Annotated in this window: 24 protein-coding genes and 1 pseudogene; 15 read left to right on the top strand and 10 right to left on the bottom strand. The window is 39.2% G+C overall.

Annotated features, from left to right (window positions below; all coding sequences use genetic code 11):
• Positions 1 to 17: 17 nt before the first annotated feature.
• The 5 genes and pseudogenes from QQK02_RS09105 to QQK02_RS09130 all read right to left on the bottom strand — a co-directional run bounded on the left by QQK02_RS09105 (position 18) and on the right by QQK02_RS09130 (position 4,559).
• On the bottom strand, positions 18 to 146 hold the full coding sequence (locus QQK02_RS09105; protein ID WP_284207688.1) for a hypothetical protein: 129 nt from the start codon (positions 144 to 146) through the stop codon (positions 18 to 20).
• A gap of 34 nt (positions 147 to 180) precedes the next feature.
• Entirely contained in the window at positions 181 to 1,122 is a 942-nt protein-coding gene (locus tag QQK02_RS09110) for a sialate O-acetylesterase (protein ID WP_284207689.1), read from the bottom strand.
• Positions 1,123 to 1,290: 168 nt separating this feature from the next.
• On the bottom strand, positions 1,291 to 1,659 hold the full coding sequence (locus QQK02_RS09115) for a hypothetical protein (protein ID WP_284207691.1): 369 nt from the start codon (positions 1,657 to 1,659) through the stop codon (positions 1,291 to 1,293).
• A gap of 355 nt (positions 1,660 to 2,014) precedes the next feature.
• Positions 2,015 to 3,418: an alanine/glycine:cation symporter family protein gene (locus tag QQK02_RS09120; protein ID WP_284207692.1), complete on the bottom strand. Its 1,404-nt coding sequence runs from the start codon at positions 3,416 to 3,418 to the stop codon at positions 2,015 to 2,017.
• A gap of 26 nt (positions 3,419 to 3,444) precedes the next feature.
• A pseudogene (locus QQK02_RS09130) lies at positions 3,445 to 4,559 on the bottom strand (3-oxoacyl-ACP reductase).
• Between the two features lie 518 nt (positions 4,560 to 5,077).
• Here QQK02_RS09130 and QQK02_RS09135 point away from each other — a divergent pair.
• Positions 5,078 to 6,649: a cation:proton antiporter family protein gene (locus tag QQK02_RS09135; protein ID WP_284207695.1), complete on the top strand. Its 1,572-nt coding sequence runs from the start codon at positions 5,078 to 5,080 to the stop codon at positions 6,647 to 6,649.
• Between the two features lie 55 nt (positions 6,650 to 6,704).
• On the opposite strand, the gene QQK02_RS09140 is transcribed toward QQK02_RS09135, so the two are convergent.
• Complete coding sequence (locus tag QQK02_RS09140; RefSeq protein ID WP_284207696.1) at positions 6,705 to 6,863, bottom strand: hypothetical protein; 159 nt, start codon at positions 6,861 to 6,863, stop codon at positions 6,705 to 6,707.
• Between the two features lie 221 nt (positions 6,864 to 7,084).
• Complete coding sequence (locus QQK02_RS09145) at positions 7,085 to 8,557, bottom strand: NAD-dependent succinate-semialdehyde dehydrogenase (protein WP_284207697.1); 1,473 nt, start codon at positions 8,555 to 8,557, stop codon at positions 7,085 to 7,087.
• Between the two features lie 290 nt (positions 8,558 to 8,847).
• Here QQK02_RS09145 and QQK02_RS09150 point away from each other — a divergent pair, with 290 nt between their 5' ends.
• The 14 genes from QQK02_RS09150 (at position 8,848) to QQK02_RS09210 (ending at position 16,001) form a co-directional block, all read left to right on the top strand.
• Entirely contained in the window at positions 8,848 to 9,936 is a 1,089-nt protein-coding gene (locus QQK02_RS09150; protein WP_284207698.1) for a heparin lyase I family protein, read from the top strand.
• Between the two features lie 13 nt (positions 9,937 to 9,949).
• Entirely contained in the window at positions 9,950 to 10,303 is a 354-nt protein-coding gene (locus QQK02_RS09155; RefSeq protein WP_284207699.1) for a hypothetical protein, read from the top strand.
• 24 nt (positions 10,304 to 10,327) lie between these two features.
• Positions 10,328 to 10,627, top strand: a complete 300-nt coding sequence (locus tag QQK02_RS09160; protein WP_284207700.1) for a hypothetical protein — start codon at positions 10,328 to 10,330, stop codon at positions 10,625 to 10,627.
• Between the two features lie 109 nt (positions 10,628 to 10,736).
• Complete coding sequence (locus QQK02_RS09165; RefSeq protein WP_284207701.1) at positions 10,737 to 11,159, top strand: MAPEG family protein; 423 nt, start codon at positions 10,737 to 10,739, stop codon at positions 11,157 to 11,159.
• A 32-nt stretch (positions 11,160 to 11,191) separates the two neighbouring features.
• Complete coding sequence (locus QQK02_RS09170; RefSeq protein WP_284207702.1) at positions 11,192 to 11,656, top strand: nuclear transport factor 2 family protein; 465 nt, start codon at positions 11,192 to 11,194, stop codon at positions 11,654 to 11,656.
• A gap of 29 nt (positions 11,657 to 11,685) precedes the next feature.
• A complete protein-coding gene (locus QQK02_RS09175; protein WP_284207703.1) occupies positions 11,686 to 12,006 on the top strand; it encodes an antibiotic biosynthesis monooxygenase family protein in 321 nt (106 codons plus the stop codon).
• A complete protein-coding gene (locus QQK02_RS16425) occupies positions 11,991 to 12,152 on the top strand; it encodes a sigma factor (protein ID WP_407705035.1) in 162 nt (53 codons plus the stop codon). Before QQK02_RS09175 ends, QQK02_RS16425 begins: the two co-directional genes overlap by 16 nt.
• Positions 12,079 to 12,369, top strand: a complete 291-nt coding sequence (locus QQK02_RS09180) for a hypothetical protein (RefSeq protein ID WP_284207704.1) — start codon at positions 12,079 to 12,081, stop codon at positions 12,367 to 12,369. Before QQK02_RS16425 ends, QQK02_RS09180 begins: the two co-directional genes overlap by 74 nt.
• Before the next feature lie 289 nt (positions 12,370 to 12,658).
• Complete coding sequence (locus QQK02_RS09185) at positions 12,659 to 13,045, top strand: glutathione S-transferase family protein (RefSeq protein WP_284207705.1); 387 nt, start codon at positions 12,659 to 12,661, stop codon at positions 13,043 to 13,045.
• A 386-nt stretch (positions 13,046 to 13,431) separates the two neighbouring features.
• A complete protein-coding gene (locus tag QQK02_RS09190; RefSeq protein ID WP_284207706.1) occupies positions 13,432 to 13,794 on the top strand; it encodes a VanZ family protein in 363 nt (120 codons plus the stop codon).
• 90 nt (positions 13,795 to 13,884) lie between these two features.
• Positions 13,885 to 14,136: a hypothetical protein gene (locus tag QQK02_RS09195; RefSeq protein WP_284207707.1), complete on the top strand. Its 252-nt coding sequence runs from the start codon at positions 13,885 to 13,887 to the stop codon at positions 14,134 to 14,136.
• Between the two features lie 132 nt (positions 14,137 to 14,268).
• Entirely contained in the window at positions 14,269 to 14,604 is a 336-nt protein-coding gene (locus QQK02_RS09200; RefSeq protein ID WP_284207708.1) for a hypothetical protein, read from the top strand.
• 23 nt (positions 14,605 to 14,627) lie between these two features.
• Positions 14,628 to 15,032: a hypothetical protein gene (locus QQK02_RS09205; RefSeq protein ID WP_284207709.1), complete on the top strand. Its 405-nt coding sequence runs from the start codon at positions 14,628 to 14,630 to the stop codon at positions 15,030 to 15,032.
• A 213-nt stretch (positions 15,033 to 15,245) separates the two neighbouring features.
• Positions 15,246 to 16,001, top strand: coding sequence for a hypothetical protein (locus QQK02_RS09210; protein ID WP_284207710.1), 756 nt, complete (start codon positions 15,246 to 15,248; stop codon positions 15,999 to 16,001).
• 859 nt (positions 16,002 to 16,860) lie between these two features.
• On the opposite strand, the gene QQK02_RS09215 is transcribed toward QQK02_RS09210, so the two are convergent.
• Genes QQK02_RS09215 through hutC form a run of 3 tightly spaced genes read right to left on the bottom strand, consistent with a single transcriptional unit; the run spans position 16,861 to position 21,099 of the window.
• Positions 16,861 to 18,861, bottom strand: a complete 2,001-nt coding sequence (locus tag QQK02_RS09215) for a urocanate hydratase (protein ID WP_284207759.1) — start codon at positions 18,859 to 18,861, stop codon at positions 16,861 to 16,863.
• 10 nt (positions 18,862 to 18,871) lie between these two features.
• Positions 18,872 to 20,377, bottom strand: coding sequence for a histidine ammonia-lyase (hutH, locus tag QQK02_RS09220; RefSeq protein WP_284207711.1), 1,506 nt, complete (start codon positions 20,375 to 20,377; stop codon positions 18,872 to 18,874).
• 20 nt (positions 20,378 to 20,397) lie between these two features.
• On the bottom strand, positions 20,398 to 21,099 hold the full coding sequence (gene hutC, locus QQK02_RS09225) for a histidine utilization repressor (protein WP_284207712.1): 702 nt from the start codon (positions 21,097 to 21,099) through the stop codon (positions 20,398 to 20,400).
• Positions 21,100 to 21,138: the final 39 nt, after the last annotated feature.

Consider the following 21,138-nt stretch of genomic DNA (forward strand, 5'->3'; position numbering starts at 1 on the left):
TCTGCAAGTCGTGCCATTTATTCACCAGCACCAAAAAATCGATACCAGTCTTCGCCAAAGATAATACAGCCCAAATGAGCAAGTGCAGCGACAATACAACAAGCAGCAATGATAAACGCGATACATCTAACGTCTTTGTTAGCCACTTCGATAGCAGCTTACGGCCATCTTCAGCACTGATTAATTATCTACTACGTTTTGCTTACACTTATTAGATAACTCTATAAAAGCCATCGCAAAGTCTTTCCCCATATCAATAAAGCCTTCACTTAAATAGTGCCAAGCATCTTTCTCGTTATATGGGTAGTTGTCTGTCTTAGCCATATAACTTGCACAAATATCTTGCTCAACAAATTGTTGCTGAGCCAAATGAACACGTTTGATGTAAGGCATAATATCTTCTTCACCGAGACCAGAGTCGGTAATTTTACCAATCACTACAGGAATGTCGTCTTGTCTTAAAGCAGCTCGAAATAAGGACATCATGCGAGTTAAGTTAGTAAAATAGGCATTTGCAGACGCTTCACTAGCATGTGCATCGGCCTCGCCTTGCATCCAGATGATACCAACAGGGGTTAACGTATCTATTTCCCCATCACCATCAATATCTTTATTGGCATAGGCATTTCGAATGGTATTCAGAGCAAAGTCATATTGGTTTTGAGCATCACCGTCTCGAAAATCAGGAGACCAATTGCTATAACCCGTATTTAGGTGTAACCCCGTTCCACCAACTGCATATTTAATTAACGCAATGTTCTTACCTGGCAATTGCTTGGTAAGCGTTGAAGCAAAACTTAGTTCAGCGCCAAAACGCTTGGAGTAGGTATTATTGATGCCGTCAGAATTGAACCCAGTGCCGTGGCCTGATCTTAATGTTGCCCACTTTCCTACCCCGCCATTTGCTTGGTTATCAAAAACACCGTTGCCATGAAAAATCATTACGTTTTGCTGTTTTTTTAATGATGCAGGTAAATCAGATACATAACCATAACCATAACCATCCATATTAGATTGACCCGCTAAAAAGAACGTTAAATATTCAGCCGCATAACTTGCACTTATCGGAAATAGCAACAATAGTGTGATTTTTAGGCTGTTTTTAATAATAGAGTTAATCATTGATGTTTTGAGATATGCCTTAGGGTATTTGAATAAACTATAGGAGTAATTTAATGTAGAGGAAAGTACCTAATTACTTAAATACGTTTGCAAGTTATCAATATGTTAACCGTAGAAATGAAAAAGCCCAACGATATCATCCTTGGACTTTTTAAAATTAAAGAAGAACTAAGCAAAGCTATAACGTAATTGAATTTTTCTACACAATAATACTGTTAACGCTATGCCTGTCATTACAACACCATAAACAATGGCTGTTGCTGCGTATACTGGATTTTCTAAAACTGTTAGCGAAATGATTATGGCTAAACCTGAGTTTTGAATACCAGCTTCGATACCAAGAGTAAAAGCATCTTTTCTCGATAGGCCCATAAATATAGCCAATCCAACACCAACGGAAATTGCGACAACATTTAACGTGATGTTAGCCATAAGAAGTTGTGAGAAGTTTGCGATTTCAAGACCATAGTTTTCTTTAACTACACTAATAATTGCTAAAGCTAATAAAACTTTAGAAAGTTTTTCGAATTTTGGCAATAACGTTTTTGTTTTTTCAGGGTAATTTCGTGAAAAACAATACCTAAAGCCACTGGTACAACTGAAATAACTAACATGTTTAAACGTACTTTTAACATTGATAACGGCTGCTCGTTCCCTGCCGAAAAATAGCCAGATGCACAGCTGATAACTAACTATTCTCAAAAGTGAGAACTAATCTACTCAGTAAATAGAATATATAGAAAATGTAACCAGTCAAAACCTTAGTGATTGGTTAAAAAGATATTATCAACTAGCTTATGTATGGTTGAAAATAATATAAAGGTGCTTGTGCGTTACCAAAAAACCTTTAAATTGCTTCCTTTGAAACTAGGTAAACATGTTGTAACAATAATTACCACACGCCCTCTTCGGTTTTACCTTGAACGGTTACCTGATCTTTACTAAAAACGGGTTCTCGGTTGTTATCTCGTTGCTTTTGATAATCTTTAGTTAGGTTTACGATGGTCGGCGTTAATAATACAATGGCATATACATTGACTAAGGTCATTAAACCTAAAGCTACGTCGGCCATACTCCAAACTTGTTTTAAGCTAGCGCTTGCCCCCCAATAAACCATTAACAAATACAAACAAGTATAAATTGAGCGACCTATTTTATTGTCTAGCTTAAACATATGTAGATTACTTTCAGCGTACGCGTAATTAGCAACTACCGAGGTGAACGCAAAAAGTGTTATAACCGCTGCAACAAAGTAATTTCCGCCACTGCCAAAATGACTTGTCATGGCATTTTGGGTCATGCTGATCCCTTCCATTTCACCACTGATATTAATATCAGAAAGCAAAATAACCATGGCAGTACAAGTACACAGCACGATGGTATCAAGAAATACCCCAAGCATTTGCACGTAACCTTGGGCAACAGGATGGTTTGGCACTGGAGAGGCTCCAGCCGCTGCATGAGGAACACTACCAGCGCCTGCTTCATTTGAATATAAGCCGCGTTGAATACCATTTTTCATGGCAGCACCTAATGCGCCAGCGCCAGCCTCAGTTAAACCAAAAGCAGATGCAAATATATCCATAAAAACAGCAGGCAACAGCTCAATATTCATAGCAGTAACAACAACGGCAACTAAGATAAATGCGAGTCCCATGAAAGGTACAATAAGCTCTGCAAAACGGGCAATTGCCCGTAAGCCGCCAATGACAATACTGCCTGCCAAAATGGCTATTACTAATCCGGCATATTGAGTCGGAATTTCAAAGGTATTGTTTAATGCTTCAGCAATTGTATTTGCTTGCATGGCACTAAAACTAATGCCATAGCCAAGAAATAAGCAAAGGGAGAAAAGAATGGCCAACCATGGTTTCCCTAATCCTGAACGAATATAATATGCTGGGCCGCCACGAAACTCTTTATGATCATCTCTTACTTTATATAACTGGCCTAATACACTTTCCGCAAAACCTGTTGCCATGCCTAGAATTGCAATAACCCACATCCAAAACACTGCGCCACTGCCACCAAGTGATATTGCCATAGCAACACCGGCTAAGTTGCCCGTTCCTACACGTGCAGAAAGCCCAGTACATAAGGCTTGAAAGGAGCTAATACCTGACTTATCCGATTGCGTACTTTTCTTCATCACCTCAAACATGTGCTTAAAGTGACGTAGCTGAATTACGCCTAATTTGTAGGAAAACCAAAAACCAGCAAACAACAACAAGTAAATGAGAACTTGTCCTTCACCCCATAAAATGGCGTTGATTGGGTCAACGATACTTTCGAACATTATTGGTTTCCTTACTGTTTAGTGCGTTAAGCACCCATAATATTTAAGCCACAAACTCGGATAAGATTTGCCGTTACACCTTGTGATTGCGGCGCGGCTAAAAATGCAACCGTTTCAGCAACATCGATTGGCAACCCGCCTTGCGATAATGCTGCGATTCTTCGACCAGCAAAACGAGTAAAAATTGGAATAGCACTGGTCATTTGGGTTTCAATAAAACCAGGTGCAACAGCGTTTATGGTGATATTTTTTCTTGAAGAGCCGAAGACATTGAATCAACTAGACCAATAACACTTGCTTTTGACATCGCATAATTAGTTTGTCCTAAATTACCGGCTATTCCGCTAATAGAAGAGACACAGATAATGCGACCACTTTGATTGATTAACTCGCGTTTCAAAATCTCTTCATTAATACGCACGATCGCTTCCAAGTTCACCGACATCACTTGTTGCCAATGTGATTTATGCATAGAGGAAAGCATTTTATCTTTTGTGATACCTGCGTTGTGAACAAGAATATCAATACTGCCTACGAGACGTTCTAATTCATTGGAAATCAATTCAGGTGCGTTAGTATCTGTAATATTAGCAACCATAGCCTGACCACCAATATTTACCATCTCTTGTTCAAGCAATGTTTTTGCTGACTCAATATCCAACCCTATCACTTTAGCGCCATCGCGAGCTAACAATTGAGCTATTGATAAACCAATGCCTCGTGACGCTCCGGTAACAAGTGCAACCTTACCTGATAATGGCTTTATCCATGGTTCAAGTACTAAAGAGCGTTCATTAATCAGATTTACAACTTGCCCATTAACGTATGCACTGCGATAAGATAAAAAGAAACGTAACGAAGATACAATAGATTGGCTTAGCGACTTTTCGTTATAAAGCAAATTTGCCGTAATACCTTTTCGTCCAACCTCTTTTGCTAAAGACTTTACAAAGCCAACGAGGCCACGTTGAATACTTGCTTGTTCGGGGTGTTCACACAAACTTGGCGATAATCCGATGAGCACGATTTTGCCACTTGGCGCGATATAACGCATATGCTCGTGAAAAAAAGCATACAAATTTTCAGCTTGTTTGATCGTTTTTATGGCGCGAGCGTCAAAAACTACACCATCAACCGTCATCGCAATAGCAGGCGGCTCTAGAATAAGGTGATTACCTAATGCTGACGATATAACTGGATCGGTATTTTGCTGCTCAATACCGGTAACGTAAATACGCGCTACAAGCTCCGAAGGCTGTCCCCCTGCTCGCTTTAATAGGGGCGGTATAGGTAAGCCCAGCAAACGACACAATTTATTTCCAATAGTCGACTGGCTAAATGATATATATCGATCCGTCACAAGATACTCCACATGTGCTTATTTTTATTCGTTATTTAGCAATTATTAACCGCATTTTCTTGCGGAAATATAGAAAATAGCAAGAGAGAAAAAGCTAGCTTAACAAACAATTATCTAAAATACCTTCCAGCCTGGGTGTGCCAACTTAAATATCGTTAGCTCTCATTTGTATTTGTAGTAGTGATAGTTAATCTAATTAGCTATAATTGCTAAGATAATTAATAAGTTAATTTGTTTTACGTAACAAGTATTCAGTAAGTACCCTACAAATTAAACCTAACTACTTTGAGAAACCGTTAATGGAATTTATTTGGATTTTATTTGCCTTTGTCTGTGGCCTGCTAACAAAATTAGCGCATTTACCACCGTCTATTGGTTATTTATTGGCTGGTTTTGTCCTTCATTTTATAGGCTATAGCGCTGACGATCTCATTACCAATTTAGCAGATCTTGGTATTACGCTAATGCTCTTCACCATTGGCCTAAAACTTAATATTAAAGATTTGGTCAAGCGTGAAGTATGGTTTGCAAGTTTAACCCACACTAGCATTTGGATTGCACTAGGTGTTATTGCCTTTAAAGCACTCGCTATTCTAACAATCCCTTATGTTTCAACGCTTGATTTGGTGACCAGTGCGCTCGTTGTGTTCGCGCTATCATTTAGCAGTACCGTGTGCGTTGTTAAGCTGATGGAAGATCATGGTGAAATGCGTACTCGACATGGTAAATTAGCCGTAGGTATCTTAGTCATGCAGGATATCGTTGCCGTAGCCTTTCTTGTTATTGCAACGGGTAAAACACCAAGTATTTGGGCATTGTCACTCCTACTGTTTATTCCATTTAAATCGCTTTTCTACAAGATGATAGAAAAAGTTGGTCACGGCGAGCTAATCCCGTTAACCGGATTTTTTGTTGCCTTTGGCGCTTATGAATTATTTGAATTAGTCAAAATGAAAGGTGACTTAGGTGCCCTGCTTGCTGGTATGTATTTAGCCAGTCATTACAAGGCGAGTGAAATCACCAAATCGCTACTAGCATTTAAAGATATATTCCTGATTGGTTTCTTTTTATCTATTGGCTTTACAGCGCTACCAACTTGGGAAATGTTAGGTATAGCAATGACCATAACCTTGCTATTGCCCATTAAGTTTGCCCTATTCTTTTTCTTATTCACTTCACTCAAGTTAAGAGCCCGAACGGCCTTTTTAAGTGCATTAGCATTAACAAACTTTAGTGAATTTGGTTTGATTGTCGCGACATTAAGTCAACGCCTTGGCTGGTTGGATAAAGAATGGTTAGTCATTTTAGCGTTAGCTGTTTCGATTTCGTTTGTATTAACCAACATACTGTATAACTTCGCTCATGAGTTTTTTGCACGTCACAAAGATATCCTTAAACGCTATCAAAGCGACTCACGTTTAGCAGAAGATCACTTTCAACAACCCTGCCAAGCACCTGTGGTTATTATAGGCATGGGCCGAGTAGGTATGGGTGCATATAACGCGCTAGAACAACAAATCCCCGGCCAGGTATGGGGATTAGATACTGATCAAAGCAAGATAGCTTGGTTAAACGAAAACAAGGTACAGGCCTTTACTGGCGACGCTGAGGATGCGGATTTTTGGGAAAATATTCAACTCGACAAAATTGAATTAGCCTTGTTGGCGATCCCATCTGTTCAAGATATCAAAAACATTACGATTCAATTAAAAATAGCCAATTTCCAAGGTAAAATTGCCGCGATTGCTCGCTATGATGATGAAAGAAACGTACTTGAAGATATTGGTGTAGATAAAGTATTTAACTTTTATAATGAAGCGGGTGTTGGTTTTGCTGAAGAAAGTATTCAGCTTTTTAAAGCCTCAAAGTAACGCAAAAGAAAGCTTCATTAGGACATATTGAAGCTTTCTTTTCTTTTACTTAAAACTACTTTCGCAGTTCGAATATTCCCCATAAGCCTTTATCTGGGCTAGTATCTCCCTCATATACAAATATATTTGCAGTAATTGGCAGTATCTCGCCTGATTTATGAATATATTCTTTTTCATAACTTGCTTCGCCAGTAACAAAGGCCTCTTTGATCACTTTGCTGTTTTCAAATACTAGGGGCTGTTAATGATTCATAAGTACGATTAACTTCAACAAACTGCCCTGCAGCATACGTTCTAGCTACTCACATTATTATTTTTAATGTGCCGTTTTAAAACACTTCATACGTCTTATCCTTAAGCAGTGCCCAAGTTGTAGACTTGTTGATGATAATCAGCACTTTCTGCATACGCGATGTTAAATACTTTGATTAGCCACTAGCATGACAAGCCACCTAAACACAAATACTTGATATGCAAGTAGTCATCAAGGCCATACTTTGAACCTTCTCGACCATACCCTGATTGCTTAATTCCACCAAAAGGCGCTGCAGCATTTGAGATTATGCCTTCATTAATACCAATCATACCAAATTCAAGGCATTCTGAAACTCGCCAAACACGCCCAATGTCACGACTATAAAAGTATGCCGCTAAACCATACTCTGTTTGATTAGCAAGTGCTATCACCTCGTCTTCGCTGTCAAAGCCAATAACAGCCGATACCGGTGCAAAAATCTCTTGTTGAGCAATAGGCATATCGTTTCTAACGTTGGTCATAATGGTTGGTAGAAAAAAGTTTGAGCCAAGTTCGGAGCACTGGCCACCCAACCTAAGCTGAGCACCTTGTTCAACCGATTGCTGGATGAGTGACTCAATTTTAGTTACCGCTTGCTGGTTAATTAAAGGGCCAACCGACACCTCTTTATCAAAGCCACTACCAATCACTAACTGTGAAACGCGCTCTGAAAACTTATCTAAAAACCTTTCTTTAATTTTATTATCAATAAAAATCCGATTGGTGCATACACATGTTTGCCCTGCATTTCGATATTTAGATGTAATTGCCCCTTCTACTGCAGCGTCAATATCGGCATCATCGAACACGATAAATGGCGCGTTACCGCCAAGCTCCATTGATATTCTTTTGACGGTAAGTGCCGATTGTTGGGCAAGTAACTTACCCACACCAGTTGATCCAGTGAAACTAAACTTTGCGATATCATTATGCTCGGTTAGCACTTTACCAATCGCTTTTGCATCAGTACCTACAAGAACGTTAAAAACACCTTTGGGAATGCCAGCTCTATCGGCTAGTTCCGCCATAGCTAATGCTGACAATGGCGTTAATTCGGAAGGTTTAACAATAAAAGTACACCCTGCTGCCAATGCCGCTGCTGCTTTTCTTGCGATCATCGCACTAGGAAAATTCCACGGTGTTATTGCTGCGACAACACCTACCGGCTGTTTGATTACTATGATACGTTTGTCATTGCTTCCAGCGGGTATTGTATCACCATAAATACGCTTGCCTTCTTCGGCAAACCATTCTAGATATGATGCACTATAAGCAATTTCGCCTTTGGCTTCTGCAAGGGGCTTGCCTTGCTCTGCAGTTAAGATAGTCGCTAAGTCATCAATATGTTCAAGCATCAGACTCTGCCAACGCTTAATAAAAGACGCGCGTTCATTCGCAGGCATTTGTTGCCAGTCTTTTCCTGCTGTTTTGGCATTTAGTACCGTTTGTTCAACAAGCGCTAAATGGCAATTAGCTACCTGAGCGATTACTTGATGGTTAGCCGGGTTCATCACATCAAAACAATCATTTCCTTCATGCCACTGCCCATGACTGTAGGAGCCTAATTTTAGCAGTTGATTATCTGATAATTTAAATGATGCATTGGGTGGCATTAATTGTCTCCATGTAAAACTTAAAATAAATCATACCTAAAGAATGCAAAAAGAGATATCTACGAGCCCATTTATTACCGTGAGACAGCAAGGGTTTCATTTAACTTCATCAAAACCGTCTTCGCTATGGCTGACAATGAGAATCAGGAAAAACACTTTAGTTTACACGGCATTTACATTAGCCTGAGTAGTTACAATTTATTATAAATATTAACTTATTAGCTTAACCGTGCTAAGTCACTCACAATATGACCCAAAAAATATCGGTGCGCTGCTTACTGATTCTTTTAATGATTTCAACCGCTAGCGCACATTGTAGTACCGCTGTCACTACTTATATGATGCTAAAAGCATCTGAACAAAAAGAACCTTACAAAGCATTTCTTTGGACTGGGGAGAATAACGGTCCGGTTAGTTTAGCCACACGAAATTGGAATAGGCCTTTATTTGAACTGTGGGGGGTTAGTGATCGTTATCCCGGGACCAGAGGCATGCCTATTCCAAATGTTCGGCCATATAGTGAAACTGATCCTGGTTTTGTAGGACCCGACGGTGAAGAATTTGGAGTTGAAATTGAATTTAATGATAAAACAATTTCACCCAGACAAACTGATTCAAAAAACGTAAGGTTTTATACCGACTTTGGCCAAACTAATGCCAATGAAATAGGTATGACAAGAGCAGAAATTCAAATTAGGACAACACTTCAAAAACTCAATGTAGAAGAAGGTTCTACATTATGGTTAGGCTGGTCAGAAAAATACACCTACCTAGATAAAGAAAAAATAACCACAGTTTTTCAATTTAGAAATCAACCTAGCGATACCGTGTTAGCTGAAAAAGGTTTTGATGCTAAAACCATCAGTGAAATAAGCCAGAATGGTTATACCTCTGGCGGTCCAGCAGCCGGCATTATTACGACCCCCATTAATGGCGAGTTGCATTATAAATTCTCTGCTCGCGTTGGAACGCCATTCAATTGGTCTGTACCCAATGAGAATACCTATACAATTGCAGAGCCTATCAAATTAAACACATGGTATGACTTCATCATAGAAATGAAGTATTCACAACAAAACGACGGTGTTTGGCGTATTTGGGTGTTTGAACATAATGACGACGCACCTCAAACTTACAAGGTTACACAGCCTCCTGTTTGGCAATTTCAGGGGCCAACTATGTACACTTATCCGAGTAACTATGCGTTTGCTATACCGTCACCAGAAATTAGAACCGGCGTATATCGCCACGGTAGAGTGAACCAAACAACACCAATTTCTGACGAGCACAGATACATGACCAAGTATTTAGGTCCACTGCGACTTTGGCGTGGCGACTCAGATATAGGGTTTGAAAAAGTAACACCAAGATCAGAATAAAAAGAGAAAAAAAATGAAATTACATTATATCGTTACCCTAGTGATACTGTTAACAGTATCTCCACTAAGTTTTGCTGAAAACAACTCAGGCAAGGCGAACATTTCCTATTACAAAATAGATGTGAGTCGTATCGTTATTTATGCCCTAGCACCAACCAAATTTTTAGACAACGCAGAATGTAATGGCACCACAGAAGCTAATGCCGTAGCAATTTCAACCGAACGAGAAAACTTTAGTGACTTATATGCTTCAGTGATGCTTGCCCACGCCCATAATAAACAAATCGCTTTTTGGTTAGATGGTGCGTGTACGCCGGCGATTGTCGGAGGCCCATTTCCTTCAGCTACAATGGTATATGTACATTAAGCAATATCCGATTGAGGAGACAACATGCCGATGCCCGTTGAGCAGAGAAAATCAATAAAACAATACGTCAGCTATTTGCTGTTAGTGACGACCATTTTGTTGTTGTTCCCTTTGATTGCGATGCAATTTACAACACAAGTTCAATGGGCCCTAAATGACTTTATCGTGATGGCTGTAATGATTTTTTGTTTGGGCTCTGGCTATATTGGTTTAGCTTATTATTTACCTAAGAAAAAATGGTTATTCCTCTGCTTAACCGTATTGCTATTTTTATGGATTTGGGCTGAACTTGCGGTTGGTGTGTTTACCGATTTAGGCACCTGAAGACGCATCTTAAATTTCTTTTTTTATTCACTAGAAATAAAAATGTAGCTAGCCGATACTAGCAATTAACTCGACAACAAACCTGTTGCTTAACATTAAGGAAAAAAGCATGATTTCTCAGCTTGTAGCGCCTATGATTGCACTTATCATATTAACGTTTTTTGTATGGTGCTTAATGTATTACCGACGACTAAGTTATGTGATTCAACATAAAATACATGCCAATAAGCTTGAAACACCTGAGCAGTGTCAGTCAGTATTACCTGAATATGTCAACAAACCATCAAATAACTTTAAAAACCTTTTTGAAGTACCCGTTGTATTTTATGTGTTAAGTAGTATAGCAATCATCACCAATAGCGCCGACAACACTGTTACTTATTTAGCCTGGGCTTTTGTTGTTGCTAGAATAATACATAGTATTTTTCACTGCTATTCCAAGTCAGTAATGGCCCGGTTCTATATGTACCTGTTATCAAGCATTATCTTATGGCTGATGTTAGCTAAAGTGATAATGACATTGTTTTTATAAAGCTTATCAATAAGAGAAGGATTTCCTACAATATGATATTTCAAAAATATGCGGTGGTATTTTGGCTTGCTGTGTTAGTAACATCTAATGCTCAAGCGCAAAACCTTGAAAAATTTGCTCAAGACTATTTCGATAAAATGGTTGCTACTCAGGCACCTAACGCAACAGAAAAATCACTCGAAGAATACTTAGTCCTACTTACCGACGATGTCGGGCATTCGCATTTACCCTATGTGAGTGATGACTCGAGATTGCCAGATGGCAAAGCATCGATGCGTAAAGGCATGACTTTTTATTTAGGCAGTCACACCTATTATGACGCGAAGCTACTTAACGTATTTACTTTTAATGATTCAGCTATTGCCATTCGCTATTCCAATCACGCCAAAGGCATTCACCCACAAAGTAAACAAGCGATTGAATATCAGCAAATTATGATGGAAGTGTTAGAGATTGAAAATGGCAAAGTTGCGGTTATTCGAAAGTATCATGAATAACACCGTTACATTAACCAAAGAGGCATGTCATGTTTGTCGTTATCTTTAGAGCGAAAGCTGCGAAACAAGATAGTCAATATAGCGAAACAGTAACGCAACTCAGGCGTTTAGCGTTTGAGCAATATGGCTGTATTGAATTTGTTGCGATGAACGATGGCGACGATGAACTAACGCTTTCTTATTGGCAAGATGAACAAGCAATAAAAAGGTGGAAACAAGACACTAGTCACCTGCTCGCACAAAAACAGGGCCGTAACAAATGGTACCTAGATTACCGCGTTGAAGTGGCTCATATTACGCGTAGTTATCAATTTACCGCAGCAGATCGACCTAAATGGCTAACACGATAAATATAGAGAATATTTGGCAAGAATATCGTACGAGCTTAAAAAGCTTTTTGCAGTCAAAATTAAACAATAAAGATGACGTTGAAGATATTTTACAAGAAGTACTCATTAAATTTTACAGTAAAATTCATATTCTCAACGATCTGTAAAGCATTAAACCTTTGGCTATTTCAAATAGCCAATAATGCGGTTATAGATTGTTATCGTCAGCAAAGCAAACAATCAGCACTGCAGCAAGAAACGTTATTGTTTGAACAAAGTGAAACCAATATAAAAGCCGAGCTTTCTCATTGCATATCACCGTTTCTCACTATGCTAAACGAACACCAAGCGCAGCTGCTAACAACAATAGACATCAATGGATAGCCACAAAAAGCTTACGCTAAGCGCATGGGTTTAAGCTATTCAACATTAAAATCACAAGTTCAATCGGCTAGAGCCCGCCTAAAATCAACATTTGAATCCTGTTGCAACGACGAGATAGATAACAGTGGAAACCTGATGACATTTGATAAAAAATCAAGCGACTGCAAAAAGAGCTAAATAATTTTCGTCTTTTTATATCCTCCTTCGTCTTAGATATATAGACTGTAAAGAGTAAAAAATGAAAATAGTAAGTTTTAAAATTTGGCTCTTTGTTTAACGTGTTACCGCTTTGCTTGACGCTAAAAACATTGGTTATGAAATTGAATACATTAGCTTATCAAATAGACCTCAATGGTTTTTAGAGGTATCGCCTCACGGCCAAGTGCCTGTATTAATCACAGATAATGGCGATGCACTGTTTGAATCAGATGCAATTGTAGAATATATCGAAGAAGTGACACCTCCCCTCGAAAGCCACATAACACCAGAGCAACGTGCACTTGATAGAGCATGGAGTTATATGGCAACAAAACATTATTTAAGTCAATGCTCAAGTATGCGAAGTCACGATGCTTCTACCTTCCAAGCAAGAGCGGAAAAACTGAATAGCATTTATCACAAGGCAAACGATAAAGTTGCAGGGCTTTTTTCAAAGGCGAACAACTTAGTAATGTAGATATTGCTTGGCTTCCTGTCTTACATAGAGCTGATATTGCTGCAAAACACAGCCATATAGATCCACTCGCTGATTTCCCAAACGTTAAAGGTTGACAACAACACTTGTTAAACACTGGATTGTTTGCTCAATCTGTTGCCGATGATTTTGAAGACAACGTTATTGCCTTTTACCTTAATGATGAAACCTACCTAGGCAAAGAGATAACATTATTTAAAACATGTGATAGCACCTGCAATTTAAGCACTACAACTCGAGAACGTGCTGCTTGTTGCTAAAGTACTTAAGATAATATTTAAAGACGTGTACAAAGTGATAATTCTACTTGTAGCGTCGTGATATTTGCGAAACAATGCGGTTTACTATTTCTATCGTTAAACAACTCAATGATTTTAAGCCGCTTTGTTGATTTCATCCGTTGCTACTGGTGGCAACTAACCCTCTTTATTATGCTATTGATCGCCGGTGGGTCGTTATTTCCTGCTGCGCAATTGCCATCTATGCCAGGGACAGATAAAACCCATCACTTTATCGGTTATGGCATCTTAATGTTCCCTGTTGCGCTTGCCAAGCCTAAGCACTTTTACATCATTGCGCTCGGTTTGATAGGTTTTGGCGGTTTAATAGAACTCATTCAACCTTACGTCAACCGATATGGAGAGTGGCTAGATTTCTATGCCAATACTGGCGGGTTATTGTGTGGCTACCTTTTGGCTCGGTTGATTAACAAGTGGCAAGGCCGTAGATAATCTAAAAAAACCTTTGTAAGTTGTTGTAAATCATTGACAATAGTCTAGTGTTATATAATAGGAATAGATAACAAGTGCTCAAAGGAAGTGATGATGTTTACTGTATTTTTAATATTTTTAGCGGTATGCGCTCCTATGTTAATTGGCATATGGATTAGTCGTTATCTAAAATATAAAGCACATGTAAATCGAGAGCTGCAGGTGTTGCAACAACAAATACAAGACAACTCATTGCCCGAATTAAGGCAAGAAGTTAGTGCGTTGAAAAAACGTGTTGTTACGTTAGAAGCGATTGTTACCAGTCATGGCTATGAGCTAAACGAAAAAATATCTAACCTCTGATAGATAATATAAGCCATTTGGATTAAACAATTGCAATCATATCGACATAAACAAACCGGCACTGCGTTGCTGATTATTATGCTAAGTTCAGCTTGCATATTAATCATAGCAACATATGACATGGTGCAAGTGATGAACATTTCATTAGCTATTCTTGCCGTTGTCTCGATATTATTCTCCTCACTTACCGTTTACTTAGATGAAGATGCAATCAGCTGGCATTTTGGTATAAAGTTCTGGCATCGCTCTATTAAGTTAAACCAAATAGCTTCAGCTAAGATAATTACCACTAAATGGTATTACGGTTTAGGCATTCGTTTAACACCTGTTGGCTGGCTTTATACTGTATCGGGTAATCAAGCAATTGAATTGACTAAAGTGAATGGCGAAAGAGTTGCTATAGGCACTAACGATGCAAGCGGATTAATTGCTCAATTGAACAAACGTCATATTGACTTTAATACTTAAATGTGTAAAAAATTGGTGATAATATGATAAAAAACACAGTCATTCTATTAGTTGCAATAATACTTGGTTCTGCAGCTAATATGCTGTTTATCATGCTTAGTGCTCAAGTGATCCCACCACCTGCTGGTGTCGATGTAAAAGATATTGAAAGCATTCGACAGTCAATGCACTTATATGAAACAAAACACTTTATTCCACCACTTTTGGCACACGCCATTGGTAGCTTTGTTGGCGCATTTATTGTCGCCAAATTTGCTTCAAATCACCAATTCACATTTGCTATGTTTATCGGCGCATTATTTTTAGCTGGTGGTATATCAATGGCTTTTCAACTACCCGCACCGACCTGGTTTACAATAGTAGATATTATTTGTGCCTATATTCCGATGGCTTGGTTTGGCTATCGATTAGCCACAAAAGAAGATTAAAGACTAACAAGGTCTTTTCACATTAAAATTATTGACCAACGCCTATTTTGATGGGCGTTCGGTCATGTTCAATGACAAACTCACCTTTTAATTTCTCTTTGAATAAATCACAAAATATTTAAGCAAGACTCAATCTATCAACTACAATTTAAATAAACGATATTCATTGTTATTTGCGCTGCCTTTTTTAATAAAAACTAACGGGGAATGGAAATGATAGCTACTAGGAAAGAGCTTTTTCTTATTATTGCCACTATAGTTTTGTCTGCATTTCCTGCGCAGGCAGAAAACTGGGATTTTCAAATCAACCCATATATACAGGCAACAACCATAGAAGGTGATGCGGGTATTGGTGTCATTAACGCAGAAGATGTAACCGTTGATTTTGATAAAATTTTAGAAACATTAGATACTGGCGCAATGGTAAGCTTTAAAGGGGTTCATCGATCGGGTTGGGGCTTTATTGTTGACTATGCATTTATGGATCTTAAAGACGATATCGCCACACCAAGAGATGGTATTGCGAGCAGTAGAGTACGTCAGGGTGTTTTACATGTAGAAGGCCTCTACACTCAAAAAATTAATCAAGGCAATTTTGACTACCTGTTTGGCCTTAGATGGTGGGACAACGACTTCGATTTAGATGTCACGCTGCCTCAAGTTGAACAAGACATCGCTATCAGAAAAGATGAGGACTGGGTTGATTACTTTATTGGGGCGCGATGGACAGCACCGATTAATCGTAGTTGGAGCTATTCATTACGAGGTGATTTAGGCATGGGCGGTGCCGATTTCACGTCAAGTTTTGAAGGTGGTGTTTTATATCACTTCAATAAAAAACATGCGTTAGATATAAAATATAAGGCAACGTTTGTTGATGTTGAAGATGGCGATCAAGGGCGGGTAGGATATTTTAAATACGATACGGTGAGTCATGGCCCTGTAATTGGCTACATGTATCAATTTTAAAGGCTACTTGTTACATGTTAGGTTTAAGGGAAAGATAATGTAATGGCATAGTTATTTATGCCCGAAGGGTGCACCTAAATAAGATAAGGCTCGCTAGATAAATCCTCTACCGTCACTAAATAGCGATCAAAACTTGCTGATAACAGCATAGCATTTTTCACATCATTAACTTTTCCTTTCATTTCAGTACCCTGCCCCTTGATGTCAACAACACACACATCAACTTAATCAACAATAAACGCTACCTTGTCATAGTTTGATTTCGAAATTTGGTTGCCAAATATTTTAACATGCAGGCCAGCTTTGTTTGAATAGTCCTGCATTAGGAGTCACATTTCAAATTTCAGTATTCTTCAAGCCAGAGTGTTAGCTGGCTCGACAACGTTCTGAGCACCTACAAGACTTGTAGAGCAGACAATATAGTACCCAGATTGATTATAACTAACCGAGTTTCAGTTGAATTGTTTAGCAAAGTGGATTCAACTTTTGCTACGTCATCTGGTTTACGTTCCTAGTTCAGTAATTCACCAGATAATACTGCAGAAGCTGTTTGTGTATACTCTTTCGAAACCAACATTACCTTCCCGTGAGTCTGTATCTGAATTTTTTAAGGACCCATTTAAGTAAATGAAATGGTTATCTAGATTAGCAAGTAAAAATAACAGTAGACCTTTGTATTAATTATCAACATTTGTAAATGATTTGGCGCTAAGAATTAAAAAAATGAATCAATAAAAGTATTTTAAGGAAATCAAAAAAACTAATCATATGAAGTAGTTATAAAAAACATAAAAAAAGACTGCTTCACCTGACATGAAACAGTCTGAATAAAATTGTAGTGACAATCTACCAATAACAACTAAAATGACAAGTTGTTTAAAATATCATCGTCTACATTGTTAGATAACGTGACTTTTAACTTAGGTGTGCGCGCCATTTCACGTGTAATCGCAAAGTTAGCTTCTTCGTTACGTGCCCAGCTACGACGCGCAATACCGTTATTTACATCAAATAATAACATCGACTGCAAACGTCGCTCTGCATCCGCTGAGCCGTCTAGCACCATACCAAAACCACCGTTGGTTACTTCACCCCAACCTACACCACCACCGTTATGAATTGACACCCACGTTGCTCCGCGGAAGCTATCGCCAATAACATTGTGAATCGCCATATCAGCAGTAAATCGACTACCGTCGTATATGTTCGACGTTTCTCTAAACGGTGAATCTGTGCCACTCACATCATGGTGATCGCGACCTAATACGACAGGACCAATGTCACCACGATTAATCGCATCGTTAAACGCTTTCGCGATTTCCATACGTCCTTGAGCATCGGCATAAAGAATACGCGCTTGAGAGCCTACTACCAGCTTGTTTTGCTTAGCATCTTTTATCCACGTGATGTTGTCTTGCATCTGCTGTTGGATCTCTTCTGGCGATTCCGCCATAATTTTGTTCAATACCTCAGCAGCAATTACATCTGTCTTATCCAAATCTTCAGGCTTGCCAGAAGCACACACCCAACGAAATGGTCCAAAACCATAGTCAAAACACATAGGACCTAAAATATCTTGAACATATGATGGGTATTTAAAGTCGATACCGTTTTCTGCCATGACATCGCCACCTGCGCGTGATGCTTCAAGTAAAAATGCATTACCATAGTCAAAGAAGTAGGTACCACGTGACGTATGCTTATTAACAGCATCAGCATGACGCTTTAATGTTGACTGTACTTTCTCTTTAAAAACTTCAGGCTCTTCACGAATTAAGCGATTCGACTCTTCAAAACTAATATCAACTGGGTAATACCCACCTGACCAAGGGTTATGCAGTGAGGTTTGATCTGAGCCCAAATGAACAAAAATCTCTTTCTCATAGAATGTTTCCCAAACATCAACGATATTACCGATATAGGCAATCGAAACCACCTCTTCGTTGGCTTGTGCTTGCTTAACACGACTTACTAACGCATCCATATTATCGATGAGCTCGTCTACCCAACCTTGTTGGTGACGTTTAGTCGCTGCTGCTGCGTTAACTTCAGCACATACCGTAATACAGTTAGCAATATTACCTGCTTTTGGCTGAGCACCGCTCATACCACCTAAACCAGCCGTAAGGAAAATTTTGCCTTGTGGGCTTTCATGTTTCTCTAACACTTTACGAAATGCGTTCATTACTGTGATAGTTGTACCATGCACGATGCCTTGCGGCCCAATATACATAAATGAACCCGCAGTCATTTGACCGTATTGAGTCACACCTAAGGCGTTAAACTTTTCCCAATCATCAGGTTTTGAATAATTAGGGATCATCATACCGTTTGTGACAACGACACGCGGCGCATCGACAGAAGATGGAAATAAACCCATTGGATGACCCGAGTAGATATGTAACGTCTGGTCACTTTCCATTTCGCTTAAATACTTCATGACAAGTAAGTACTGTGCCCAGTTTTGGAATACTGCACCATTACCACCATAGGTGATTAACTCTTCTGGGTGCTGAGCAACAGCAGGATCAAGGTTGTTGTCTACCATCAACATGATAGCTGCCGCTTGTTCGCATTTTGCTGGGTAATCAGCGATTGAACGCGCTTTAAGATCATAATTTGGCTTAAAGCGGTACATGTAAATACGGCCAAAGTCTTTTAGCTCTTGAGCAAACTCAACGGCAAGCTCTTGATGCCAAGCTTTTGGAAAATAACGTAGTGCATTTCTAACCGCTAATTGCTTTTCATCGTTTGATAAAATGTCTTTGCGCTTAGGCGCTTGATTGGCGTTTGCAGGATATGGTTTTGCTACTGGCAATTCGCTAGGAATACCTTGCTTAATTTGCTCTTGAAAATTCATCATCTGCTCCTTAGTTATTTGCCGGATTGACGTTAAATGCTTGTGATTTAACTAACGCGATCATTGCATCAATGTCAGGCTTTAATAATCTATCTTCTTCTAACTTGTCGACTTTTGCTCTGATAATCGCAAAATTTCCTTCGATAAGGTCCGAACAAGTATTGGGGCGTCTAAACTCCATCGCTTGGGCGGCATACATAAGCTCAATCGCAAAAATCTTTTCTAAATTACCGAGAATTTGATTGAGCTTTCGACCTGAGATACTCCCCATTGAGACGTGATCTTCTTGTCCCATTGATGTTGGTACGCTATCTGCCGACGGCGGGAAACATAACGATTTATTTTCGGTAACAAGAGCCGCAGTTGCGTACTGAGGGATCATCATGCCAGAGTTCAAACCACCCGATGTTGTTAATAAACGCGGTAAACCATGCATACCTTCAAGCAGCAAGTAACAACGACGATCAGAAATATTACCCAATTCAGCAGCTGCAATGGATGCATAGTCCAATACCATGGCTAAAGGTTGGCCATGGAAGCTACCACCTGAAATGGCTTCTTCACTACTAATAACAATTGGGTTATCAGTAACTGAATTCATTTCAATTTCTGCTAGTTCTTTTAAATGATAAAAAGCATTGCGAGACGCACCATGCACTTGTGGAATACAACGCAATGAGTATGGGTCTTGTACGCGATCACACTCTTCATGATCTGACATATTTTGCGAATCTTTGAAGAAACGTCGCATACGGCTAGCAACTTCTAAATTACCAACGAAGGCGCGAGTTTGATGAAGCTCGTCTCTAAATGGCGATGCACTGCCCTGCATACCTTCAATACTCATAGCACCGGCTAAATCCGCTAAATTGAGCAAGTAACGCATTTTTGTCAGCGCAGTAATCGCATGAGACAAAATAAACTGAGTACCGTTGATTAACGCTAAGCCTTCTTTAGCATGCAATTCAATCGGTGCTAAGCCATTTTCCGCTAATGCTTGTGCCGCAGGAATCGTTCCATTACCTTGCCAAAACTCACCTTCACCAAGCAATGGTAAAAATAAGTGAGACAGTGGTGCCAAATCTCCAGAGGCACCAACAGAGCCCTGCTCTGGTACAACAGGAATTAAGTCTAAATCAATGAACGTTAGCATGCGCTCAACAACTTCAAGACGTATGCCTGAAAACCCTTGGCTTAATGCGTGAACCTTTGTAATCAGCATTAATTTAGAGATATCTTTTGCGATAGCCTCACCAACACCTACTGCATGGGTAATCAGAAGGTTTCTTTGTAAAAGGTGAGTTTCTTCAGGAGAAATTTGTGTATCACACAAAGGGCCAAAACCGGTATTAATACCGTAAACCGGCTCATCTGAAGCAGCCATTTTTTCGACATTTTGTCGACTTGTGTTAATTTTATCTAAGGCTTCTTGGCAAAGCGTTGCCTTGATACTACCATCGGCGATGCCGTTCACAATATCTAGATCAAGACGATCTACACCATATTTAAACGTCATTTTGTTCTCCAAAAATTACTTTAAAATGTTAAATGACCGCCCAAGCGATATTTATCACCTGGCGATGTCAAAATAGCAAAGCTCACCACACCTTGTGTTGACCAGGTGCGACGCTTTACCTGTAAGCAAGGTTGTTGATCATTAATGGTCAACAACTGATTAATCTGTGATGAAGCAATAATAGCTTCTATTTCATGAGTTGCTTCGGTTAGCGGTGCAACTTTTGATAAATATTCATGTGGCGTTATCAGGCTAAAATCTTGTGTTAAATAATCAGGCACTAAAACAGCATTGACGAAACGCTGTTCAAGCTGAATAGGTTTGTTATTTTCAAAGTGCAGAATCTCACTGTAATAAATATTACTAGCGGCTTTTAAACCAAATAATGGACTTAACGAATCCGGCAACGGCTGCGCTTGCAATTTAATTTGCTTTGCATGGTAACGATGTCCGCGTTCGTTAATTTCATCGGCAATATTCTTAATTTCAAGTAGCGATGATTGTGCCTTGAAACTAGCAACGAAAGTACCACTGCCTTTTGTGCGAAACAGTACATTTTCATCCGTTAACTCTTGCAAGGCTCTGCGCGCCGTCATTCGGCTAACATTGAATAATTCAGCAAGCTCGTTTTCAGACGGAACCCGTTCATTTTCTGGCCATACGCCAGTTTCTATGTGTTGAAAAATATGCTGTTTAATCGCAATAAATTTAGGCACTGTCACAATAATCCCTAACCTTTGACAACTTGTATATACAAATAT

It is taken from the genome of Thalassotalea eurytherma, from assembly GCF_030161415.1.
Taxonomy (GTDB): Bacteria; Pseudomonadota; Gammaproteobacteria; order Enterobacterales; family Alteromonadaceae; genus Thalassotalea_G; species Thalassotalea_G eurytherma.

Excerpts from the sequence above, each read along its gene's own strand:
- QQK02_RS09155 (WP_284207699.1), top strand. The coding sequence starts at position 9,950 with ATGAAATTACATTATATCGTTACCCTAGTGATACTGTTAACAGTATCT.
- QQK02_RS16425 (WP_407705035.1), top strand. The coding sequence starts at position 11,991 with ATGGCTAACACGATAAATATAGAGAATATTTGGCAAGAATATCGTACG.
- QQK02_RS09190 (WP_284207706.1), top strand. The coding sequence starts at position 13,432 with ATGATTTTAAGCCGCTTTGTTGATTTCATCCGTTGCTACTGGTGGCAA.
- QQK02_RS09205 (WP_284207709.1), top strand. The coding sequence starts at position 14,628 with ATGATAAAAAACACAGTCATTCTATTAGTTGCAATAATACTTGGTTCT.
- QQK02_RS09210 (WP_284207710.1), top strand. The coding sequence starts at position 15,246 with ATGATAGCTACTAGGAAAGAGCTTTTTCTTATTATTGCCACTATAGTT.
- QQK02_RS09170 (WP_284207702.1), top strand. The coding sequence starts at position 11,192 with ATGATATTTCAAAAATATGCGGTGGTATTTTGGCTTGCTGTGTTAGTA.
- QQK02_RS09120 (WP_284207692.1), bottom strand. The coding sequence starts at position 3,418 with ATGTTCGAAAGTATCGTTGACCCAATCAACGCCATTTTATGGGGTGAA.
- QQK02_RS09135 (WP_284207695.1), top strand. The coding sequence starts at position 5,078 with ATGGAATTTATTTGGATTTTATTTGCCTTTGTCTGTGGCCTGCTAACA.
- QQK02_RS09215 (WP_284207759.1), bottom strand. The coding sequence starts at position 18,861 with ATGAATTTTCAAGAGCAAATTAAGCAAGGTATTCCTAGCGAATTGCCA.
- QQK02_RS09200 (WP_284207708.1), top strand. The coding sequence starts at position 14,269 with ATGAACATTTCATTAGCTATTCTTGCCGTTGTCTCGATATTATTCTCC.
- QQK02_RS09145 (WP_284207697.1), bottom strand. The coding sequence starts at position 8,557 with ATGCCACCCAATGCATCATTTAAATTATCAGATAATCAACTGCTAAAA.
- QQK02_RS09195 (WP_284207707.1), top strand. The coding sequence starts at position 13,885 with ATGATGTTTACTGTATTTTTAATATTTTTAGCGGTATGCGCTCCTATG.
- QQK02_RS09150 (WP_284207698.1), top strand. The coding sequence starts at position 8,848 with ATGATTTCAACCGCTAGCGCACATTGTAGTACCGCTGTCACTACTTAT.
- QQK02_RS09160 (WP_284207700.1), top strand. The coding sequence starts at position 10,328 with ATGCCGATGCCCGTTGAGCAGAGAAAATCAATAAAACAATACGTCAGC.
- QQK02_RS09175 (WP_284207703.1), top strand. The coding sequence starts at position 11,686 with ATGTTTGTCGTTATCTTTAGAGCGAAAGCTGCGAAACAAGATAGTCAA.
- QQK02_RS09180 (WP_284207704.1), top strand. The coding sequence starts at position 12,079 with ATGACGTTGAAGATATTTTACAAGAAGTACTCATTAAATTTTACAGTA.
- hutH (WP_284207711.1), bottom strand. The coding sequence starts at position 20,377 with ATGACGTTTAAATATGGTGTAGATCGTCTTGATCTAGATATTGTGAAC.
- QQK02_RS09165 (WP_284207701.1), top strand. The coding sequence starts at position 10,737 with ATGATTTCTCAGCTTGTAGCGCCTATGATTGCACTTATCATATTAACG.
- QQK02_RS09110 (WP_284207689.1), bottom strand. The coding sequence starts at position 1,122 with ATGATTAACTCTATTATTAAAAACAGCCTAAAAATCACACTATTGTTG.